Origin of the sequence: Sphingomonas sp. S-NIH.Pt15_0812 (assembly GCF_003951315.1) — a bacterium.
GTDB lineage: Bacteria > Pseudomonadota > Alphaproteobacteria > Sphingomonadales > Sphingomonadaceae > Sphingomonas.
In genome coordinates this window covers 64,854-73,655 of the sequence record NZ_QLJH01000020.1, presented here as the reverse complement: position 1 = coordinate 73,655, position 8,802 = coordinate 64,854, and the positions used below count along the sequence as shown (strand labels likewise).

Annotated in this window: 7 protein-coding genes and 1 pseudogene; 7 read left to right on the top strand and 1 reads right to left on the bottom strand. The window is 68.7% G+C overall.

The window, feature by feature from the left end:
- The 7 genes from BRX43_RS13725 to BRX43_RS13695 form a co-directional block, all read left to right on the top strand.
- Nucleotides 1–1,571, top strand: a 1,571-nt coding sequence (locus BRX43_RS13725) for an arylsulfatase (protein ID WP_277600164.1), incomplete at its 5' end; no start/stop codon positions are given.
- The gene (locus tag BRX43_RS13720) at nt 1,568–2,515 is read left to right on the top strand and encodes a formylglycine-generating enzyme family protein (RefSeq protein ID WP_125995661.1); all 948 of its coding nucleotides are present in this window, start codon (nt 1,568–1,570) and stop codon (nt 2,513–2,515) included. The genes BRX43_RS13725 and BRX43_RS13720, both read left to right, overlap by 4 nt.
- An 83-nt stretch (nt 2,516–2,598) precedes the next feature.
- Nucleotides 2,599–3,507 carry an alpha-L-glutamate ligase gene (locus tag BRX43_RS13715; protein ID WP_125995660.1) on the top strand — a complete coding sequence of 303 codons (909 nt, stop codon included), beginning with the start codon at nt 2,599–2,601 and terminating at the stop codon, nt 3,505–3,507.
- On the top strand, nt 3,507–4,547 hold the full coding sequence (locus BRX43_RS13710) for an LLM class flavin-dependent oxidoreductase (protein ID WP_125995659.1): 1,041 nt from the start codon (nt 3,507–3,509) through the stop codon (nt 4,545–4,547). The genes BRX43_RS13715 and BRX43_RS13710 overlap by 1 nt, the downstream gene beginning before the upstream one ends.
- On the top strand, nt 4,544–5,785 hold the full coding sequence (locus BRX43_RS13705; protein ID WP_125995658.1) for a cation:dicarboxylase symporter family transporter: 1,242 nt from the start codon (nt 4,544–4,546) through the stop codon (nt 5,783–5,785). The genes BRX43_RS13710 and BRX43_RS13705 overlap by 4 nt, the downstream gene beginning before the upstream one ends.
- Nucleotides 5,786–5,885: 100 nt before the next feature.
- Entirely contained in the window at nt 5,886–6,818 is a 933-nt protein-coding gene (locus BRX43_RS13700; protein ID WP_125995657.1) for a fatty acid desaturase, read from the top strand.
- Complete coding sequence (locus BRX43_RS13695; RefSeq protein ID WP_241214958.1) at nt 6,815–7,609, top strand: PhnD/SsuA/transferrin family substrate-binding protein; 795 nt, start codon at nt 6,815–6,817, stop codon at nt 7,607–7,609. The genes BRX43_RS13700 and BRX43_RS13695 overlap by 4 nt, the downstream gene beginning before the upstream one ends.
- A 645-nt stretch (nt 7,610–8,254) precedes the next feature.
- On the opposite strand, the pseudogene BRX43_RS21165 reads toward BRX43_RS13695, so the two are convergent.
- Nucleotides 8,255–8,668: pseudogene (locus BRX43_RS21165) on the bottom strand (hypothetical protein); the annotation flags it as partial.
- Nucleotides 8,669–8,802: the final 134 nt, after the last annotated feature.

Genomic DNA, 8,802 nt, shown 5'->3' with positions numbered 1-8,802 from the left:
CCCCTGCCCCTGCGAAACCGAACATCCTCATCATCGTCGCCGACGATCTCGGCTATTCCGACCTCGGCGCATTCGGTGGCGAGATCCGGACGCCCAATCTCGACGCGCTCGCGGCACGGGGGCTGAAGCTGACCGGCTTCCATTCCGCGCCGACCTGCTCGCCGACACGATCGATGCTACTGTCGGGCACCGACAACCATCTCGCCGGGCTGGGCAACATGGCGGAGATGCTGACGCCCAATCAGATCGGCCGGCCCGGCTATGAAGGCCATCTGCCGGACGATGTCGTCACGCTGGCGGACCGGCTGCACGACCTTGGCTATGCGACGCTGATGGCGGGCAAATGGCATCTCGGCACGCGCGCGGAGGACAGTCCCGCCCGCCACGGCTTCGACCAGAGCTTCGACCTCGCGCAGGGCGGCGGCAATCATTACGGGCTCGACCTCGCCGGGGACGACAAGCCGGGCACCACCTATTGGGAAAACGGGCGCCGGCTCACCAGCCTGCCGCCGGGTTTCTACTCCTCCGACACCTATGCGACGAAATTGATCGAGCAGCTTGGCCGTGCCGACCCGGCCAAGCCCTTCTTCGCCTATCTGACCTTCACCGCGCCGCATTGGCCGCTCCAGGCGCCCGACGAAGACGTGGCGCGCTACCATGGTCGCTACGACGCGGGGTTCGAGGTGCTGCGCGCCCGCCGCCTCGCCAGGCTGAAGGCGCTTGGGCTCATCTCCGCGAAGGTCACCCCGCACGATCTCGTCCTGCCGCCCGGCCGCCGCTGGGCCGACCTGTCGCCGGCCGAACGCCAGGAACAGGCGCGACTGATGGAGATCTACGCCGCCATGGTCGACCGGATGGACCAGAATGTCGGCCGGGTCATAGCCCACCTCAAGGCGACGGGCCGGTACGACAATACGATCATCCTGTTCACCGCCGACAATGGCGCCGAGGGGATCGACATTGCGCGCTCCGAACTCCCGGAGTTCCGCGCCCGCGTCGCCAAGGCGGACAATCGCTTCGACAATCTCGGCAAGCCGACCTCCTATGCCGGCTACGGCCCCGGCTGGGCGCAGGCGGCAACGGCGCCGTCATGGCTGTACAAGGGGTACACCACCGAGGGCGGCACCCGCGTCGCCGCCTTCATCGACTGGCCGGGCGCGCGACGGACCGGCGTCAGCACGACCTATGGCACGGTGATGGACGTGGTGCCGACGCTGGTCGAGGCCGCGGGTGGAACATGGCAGGGCACGCACTATGCCGCACGCCCGGTCCAGCCGGTGCGCGGGCGGAGCTGGCGCCCCTATCTGACCGGTGCGGCCGACCGGGTACATGCGCCCGGCGAGGCGATCGGCAGCGAATTGTTCGGGCGGCGGGCGGTACGCCAGGGGGACTGGAAGGCGGTGAACCTCGGCGATGCGTGGCGATTGTTCAACATCGCCGACGATCCGGGCGAAACGAACGACCTCGCCACGCGGGAGCCGGCTCGGCTCAAGACGCTGATCGCCGCCTGGGACGCCTATGGCCGAGAAACGGGCGTCATCATGCCCTCCGTCCCGAGCCGCTATCCATGATCCGGATGGCCTTGATCGCGGTGCTGGTCGCGAGCGGCCTGCACGCCGATGCCGCGCCGGTCGCCGCCACCATGGCCTCGCCGTCCTGCGCCGGCAGCTTCGCGGATGGCAGCGTCCCTGTGCCCGCCACGCGCTTCCTGATGGGCAGCGACGCCTTCTATCCGGAAGAACGGCCGCGCGTCGCCGTCACCGTCCCCGCCTTCGGCATCGACGCGCACGAAGTGACCAATCGCCAGTTCGCCGCCTTCGTCGCCGCCACCGGCTATCGGACGGATGCCGAACGGCCCGGCGGGGGCGCGTTCGTCTTCTCGCCGCCGCCGGCCGATCAGCCGTTTCTCGCACCCGATCCGGCGACCTGGTGGCGTTTCGTGCGCGGGGCGGACTGGCGCCATCCGCATGGGCCGGGCGGCGACATCGCCGGTCATGCCAACGATCCCGTGGTCAACGTGACCTTCGCCGATGCCAGCGCCTATGCGCGCTGGGCGGGCCGCGCCCTGCCGACCGAGGAACAATCCGAAGCCGCCGCCCGGATCGGCGTCCGCGATCCCGACGCCGCGCCGGAACGCCACGCCGCCAATTATTGGCAGGGGCATTTCCCCCTGCACGACACCGGTGCCGACGGATGGATCGGTCCTGCCCCGGCGGGCTGCTTCACGCGCAGTCCGATCGGGACCTACGACCTGATCGGCAATGTCTGGGAATGGACGCGCAGCTGGTATCTGCCCGGGCACGGCGCCTTCGTCACCGGCGACGGGACGCCGGGCAATCCCAGCTTCGACCCGCGACAGCCGCAGGCCCGTGCCCGCGTGATCAAGGGCGGCTCGTTCCTGTGCGCCGCCCATTACTGCGCCCGCTATCGCCCCGCCGCCCGCCACGCGCAGGACGAGACGCTCGCCGCCTCGCATCTGGGCTTCCGCACGGTCAGCCTGGCAGCCCCCCGATAAGACATTGGTGCAAAGCCCTTCTTGGGACCGGCCAAGGCCACAGCGTTTTGCATTGCTCCCATGGTCCGGCATGGCGTGTCGCCATGACCATCGATCTCGCCATTCTCTACGAACATCCGCAATGGTTTACGCCGCTGTTCGCCGCGCTCGACCGGCGCGGCGTCGGCTATGAGGCGCGGACCCCGCGCACCACCTTCGACCCCGCCGATCCCGCCCCGCCCGCCCCCGTCATCCTCAGCCGGCTGGCGATGTCGGCGTTCCTGCGCGAGGCGGAACATCCGATCTTCTGGGCGCAGGCGCTGCTCGCACGCTGGGAATTGTCGGGCGCGCGCGTGCTCAACGGCACCCCGGCGCTCGCGATCGACACGTCGAAGGCACGTCAACTCGCGCTGATCGCCTCGCTGGGGCTTGCCATCCCCGCGACCCGCGTCGTCCACCGCGCCGCCGACGTCCCCGCGGCGGCGGCCACGATCGGCTTTCCGCTAGTGGTGAAGGCGAATATCGGCGGCGCGGGCGCGGGCATCACCCGTTTCGACGACATGGACGCGCTGCGGGCCGCCGTCGCCGACGGCACGCTGCCGACCAGCATCGACGGCGTCCTGCTGGTCCAGGACTATGTGCCCGCCCGTGACGGTACGATCACGCGGATCGAGACGCTCGACCGCGCCTATCTCTACGCCATCGACGTCGCCGGAGGTGGCGCGTTCGACCTGTGCCCGGCCGATGCCTGCCAGGTCCCCGGCAGCGCGATCACCATGACCGCGACCGCGCCGGCCGCCCCCTTGCGCGATGCGGCGGAGCGGATCGCCCGCGCCGCCTCGCTCGACCTGGGCGGGGTCGAGGTGATGATCGACGACCGCGACGGCACGCCCCGCTTCTACGACGTCAACGCGCTGTCGAACTTCGTCGCCAAGCCCCTCGACGTGCTGGGTTGGGACCCGCACGATCGGCTGGTCGACCGGATCGTCGGCTGGATCGAGGAGGCACGCTGATGCGCTACGGATTCTGGATGCCGGTGTTCGGCGGCTGGCTGCGCAACATTCCCGACGAGGGCATGGACGCGAGCTGGGCCTATGCCAAGGCGCTCACACAGAATGCCGAGCGCTGGGGATACGACCTGACGCTGATCGCGGAGCTCAACCTCAACGACATCAAGGGGATCGAGCAGCCCGCGCTCGACGCCTGGTCGACCGCCGCCGCGCTCGCCGCGGTGACCGAGCGGCTGGAGCTGATGGTCGCGGTACGTCCCAATTTCCACCATCCCGCGCTGTTCGCCAAGGCGGCGGCCAATATCGACCGGATCGCCGGGGGGCGCCTGTCGCTCAACGTCGTGTCGAGCTGGTGGGCCGACGAGGCGCGCCAATATGGGCTGCAATTCGACCAGCATGACGATCGCTATGCCCGCACCGGCGAATGGCTGAGCGTCGTCGACGGCCTGTGGACGCAGGAGCGGTTCAGCTTCGCAGGCCAGTTCTACACGACCGACGCCGCGATCTGCGCGCCCAAGCCCGTCAAGCGGCCGACGGTCTATGCCGGTGGCGAAAGCGAGGCCGCCAAGACGATGATCGCGGCGCGATGCGACGCCTATGTCATGCACGGCGATCCCGTCTCCGCGATCGCGCCGAAGATCGCGGACATGGCCGGCCGTCGTCGCGCCGCCGGGGGGCCTCCGATGCAATATGGCATGGCCGCCTATGCGATCGTGCGCGACAGCGAAGCGGAGGCGAAGCGCGAGCTGGAGCGGATCACCACGGTCACCGACCTGCCTGCAGGCTATGCCAATTTCGACCAGTGGCTGTCGGGCACGCAGCTGGAGCGCGAACTGAAGCTTCAGGAATATTCCGTGTCCAATCGGGGCCTGCGTCCCAATCTGGTCGGCACGCCCGAGCAGTTGAAGGAACGGATCGCCGAATATGAGGCGGCGGGCCTCGACCTGCTGCTGTTGCAGATGAGCCCGCAGGCGGAGGAAATGGAGCGTTTCGCCGCGCAGGTGATGGGCACGACCGCCCTGCGGGCCACCGTCGCGGCATGAGGATCCCTGCCGTCGGCCGGATATTGGCCGGCCTGATCGCCGGCCTGGGCCTGGGCTATCTGGCGGGACCGGACAACGTCGCCCTGCCCGCCTTGCAAACGATCGGCGGGGTTTGGCTCGACACGTTGCGCATGCCGATCATCCCCCTGGTGTTCGCGCTGGTGGTGACCGGCCTCGGCAGCGGATCGGGCGCCGGGGGATCGAGCCGGGTCGCGCGCCGCGCGATCGGTGCATTCGTCCTCTTCCTCTCCGCCTCCGCCATATTCGGCGTCGCACTGGGTTCGGCGATGTTCAGCGGATGGCAGGTGACGGGCCTGGACGCCGTGCGGGGGACGGGCGGCAAGCTGCCCGACCTGCCGCCGCTCGGCGAGACGCTGCGCGCCCTGGTGCCGGTGAACCCGATCGCCTCGGCGGCGCAGGGCGCGATCGTGCCCGTCGTGCTGTTCGCCCTGCTCTTCGCCATCGCGCTCCGTCATATCGACCGGTCGCGCGCCGCCGCGATTGCCAATGGCTGTCAGGGCATCGCCGATGCCCTGCTCGTCATCATCGGCTGGGTGCTGCTCGTCGCGCCCCTCGGAGTCTTCGCGCTCGCCTTCGACGTCGCGGCGCGGAGTGGCTTCGCGGTGGGTGCCCTCCTGCTCTGGTACGTCGTCGCCCGCATCGTCGGCGGCATCGTCCTCCTGGCGGGGTTCGTCCTGCTCGTCGCGGTCGTCGCGCGCACGCGGCTGCCGACCTTCCTGCGCGCGGTGTTGCCCGCGCAATCGGTCGCCTTCAGCACGCAATCCTCGCTCGCATCGCTGCCGGCCATGCTCGAGGCGACGCGCACGCTCGGCCTGCCCGCGCGGCCGGTGGAGACGGTGCTGCCGCTCGCCGTAGCGCTGTTCCGAATCAGCGCGCCCACCGCGATCGGCCTCGCCACGCTCGCGCTGGCGCGGCTCAACGGCATCGAGCTCGGCTTGGGCCAGCTCGGTCTGGTGGCGCTGCTCGCGGTGCTCAACAATCTCGTGATCGCGGGGCTGCCGAACCAGATCAGCTTCTTCGCCGCCTATGCCCCCGTCGCGCTCGCCGTCGGCGTGCCCATCGAACTGCTGCCGCTGTTGCTCGCCGTGGATACCATCCCCGACATGTTCGCCACGGCGGCCAACGTCACCGCCGACGTCGCCGTCACCCTGATCCTGACCGAAGGCGCGACGGAGGAGGCGGGCGAGGCATTGACGGCAAACCAATCGTCTCCATGACCGCGCCGGCGGCCGAAAGCCCAGCTATGCCACCGACGATGTTTGCTAGCGTTTAATTCCTACTATATTGGTGGATGATCTTCATCGGAGGAGGTCCGCCATGACATGCAAGCTCGGCGACACGGCGCCGCACCCGTCCCGAGAAGGGGCGCCGGGCGACACGGGAGCGACCGATTGGCCGACAGTGGCGATCGCCGCGCTGATCTATGGCGGCTGGCTGGCGCTCACCTGGTGGCATGCGGCGCTGCCGACAGCGGCGATCGTCGTCGCGGGCGGCTGGCTCGTCGCCTGGCACGGCTCGCTCCAGCATGAGACGATCCACGGGCACCCCACGCGCTGGCGTGCGGTGAACGAGGCGATCGGCGCGGTCCCGCTGTCGCTCTGGCTGCCCTATGGCGTGTATCGCGACAGCCATGTCGCCCATCATCGCAGCCCGCACATAACCGACCCGCTCGACGACCCGGAGTCACGCTATGTCGCGACCGGGCGCGGCCTGCGCCATGACGTGGCGCGGGTCCAAGCGACACTGCTCGGGCGATTGCTGATCGGGCCGGCCATCGCCGTGCTTGCGCTGGCCGCAGACGAAGGGCGACGGCTGCGGCACCGGCCGGCCCGGGTCGCCCGCGACTGGCTGCCCCATCTCGCGCTGGTCGTGCCGATCGTCGTGTGGCTCGAATGGACGGGCTTCGGCATGCTGCGCTATATGCTGCTGGTGGTGTATCCGGGCCTGTCGCTGACGCTGCTGCGCTCCTTCGCCGAACATCGCGCCGACCTGCCGGGCCCGAGCCGGGCCGCGACGGTCGAACATGCCGGGCCGCTCGGCCTGCTGTATCTCAACAACCATCTGCATGCCACGCATCACGACCGCCCGGACCTCGCCTGGTATCGCCTGCCGGCGCATCAGCGGCGCCACCACGCGCGCCTCTCCGCCCAGGCGGGGCGCGTCTATCGCAGCTACGGCGAAATCGTCAGTCGCTTCGCGCTGACGCCGCACGACGTACTGGTCCACCCCGACCGGCAGGCGCGACGGTGAACGGGCCCGTCGCCTCGCTCGGCATGTACGACCATCCCGGCCAGCGCGCCGCCAACGACGCGCTTTGGGCGGCGATCGCCCGGCATCTGAGCGGGTATGGCATCGCCGCGCCGGACGCCCTCGACCGCGACCGGCCGGTCGAGGCGATCTGGCGCGATCCCGACCTGTTGCTTGCGCAATGCTGCGGCTATCCGCTGGTCGCCGATCCGGACCTCGCGCTGCGTGTGATCGCGATGCCGCATTATGCGCTGCCCGACTGCCCGCCGGGGCGTCATTACAGCCGCATCCTCGTCCGGGCCGACGATCCCGCGAAGACGCTCGCCGATTTCGCCGGGCGCAGGGTGGCGATCAATGCGCCGCTGTCGAACACCGGCGCGAACCTGTTGCGGGCCGCGGTGGCGCAGGTGGCGTCGCCGGACGGCTTCTTCGGCGCGACGATTGCCACTGGATCGCACCGCACCAGCATCGACGCGGTCGCCAGCGGCCGCGCGGACATCGCCGCGATCGATGCCGTCACCCATGCGGTGATCGCACGCGACGCGCCGACCGCCCTCCTGACCCTGCGGGAACTGGCGACGACCCCCCAAGCGCCCAACCTGCCCTTCGTCACCGCCTGCACGACGCCGCCTGCGGTCATCGCCGCCCTGCGGGATGCGCTGCACGCCGCCATGCGTGCGCCCGAACTGGCGACAGCCCGCGCCGCGCTGTTCCTGACCGACGTCGTGCCGGCCTCCATCCACCGTTACCATATGCTGCGACGGATCGGGCGCTCGGGACGACCGTCAGCTTGAGGTGGGCATGGTGAAGAGCACCGTCCCGCCATGACCCCGAGCGAAGCGCAGCGGATGGCCGCGATTGGCGCCGATGAACCAGCCACAGCCCTATTGCCGCCACCCAGGCCGACAGACGGTGCCACGCACCAGGATCGCGTTCACTCTCGATCTGTGCAGCCGTTTCTGCGATCACGTGCTTGTCGCCCCATGAGCCGGAGCGATCGGCCGTTCACGCGGTGGCTGGACGGCCAAGGTGCGCGCGCTCAGCGATGTCGCCGGCCGTCCCCATGTGCTGATGCTGACGGCCACCAGGTCGGCGACATGACGGCAGCGCCCGCGATGCTCGTGCAGGCGGCCGGCATGGGTTACCTCCTTGCTGACAGAGGCTCCGATGCCGACCGACTGCGCCGTTCGCTCCGTAACGCTGGAGCAGTTCCATCATTCCCGGACGGCGAAACCACAAACGCACCCTCCGCTACGACACGGACAGGTACTGCGGCGGCCACCTGATCGAGAACGCCTTCTGGCTTTGCCCTAGCACGACTATTTCAGGCTTCCCGCAATTCATCCCGATCCATCGGGGATAATTACGCATCAATTACATGAATTGGTTACTAGGCACCAAGTTGATTGTTCGGAAAATGTCGGTCCGGAAATCGGCGTTCATATCACCATCGACGTCGCCATAGAGCGATGTAACCCCCGCTGCTGTCGTGGCATCATGATGACGTCATCGCCACCCGCGCCCTGGATGGCATAAATTCCCGTCACCTTGATCGGACGCAGGTCGATCGTGTTCGCGCCCTCATTGCCGATGATCCGCGCGGTGGATACTCCTCCGGCCAGCGGCGAGTAGATTTCCTCGATCGAGTTCAGCTCGCCGACGACGATATCAACCGAGCTTCGGTCCGCCTCGATAATGTCATATCCCGATCCGCCATAGTAATTGTCGTAATAAGTGTCGACCCGGAACTCGACCCAGAACGTGTCGTCGCCGGAACCGCCATAAAGCTGGTCGACCCCCTTGCCGCCATGGAGATGGTCGTTCCCGTCGCCGCCGAACAGTGTATCGTTCCAATCCCCACCATGGGGTCATCGTCACCGCCATAGCCGTTCAGGACGTCGTTGGACCGGCCATCGGGGTCCCCCCACAGACTATCGTTACCGCTCGTGCCGTTGATCCTGGCCATATCTCTTCCCCCTGTTGGAAT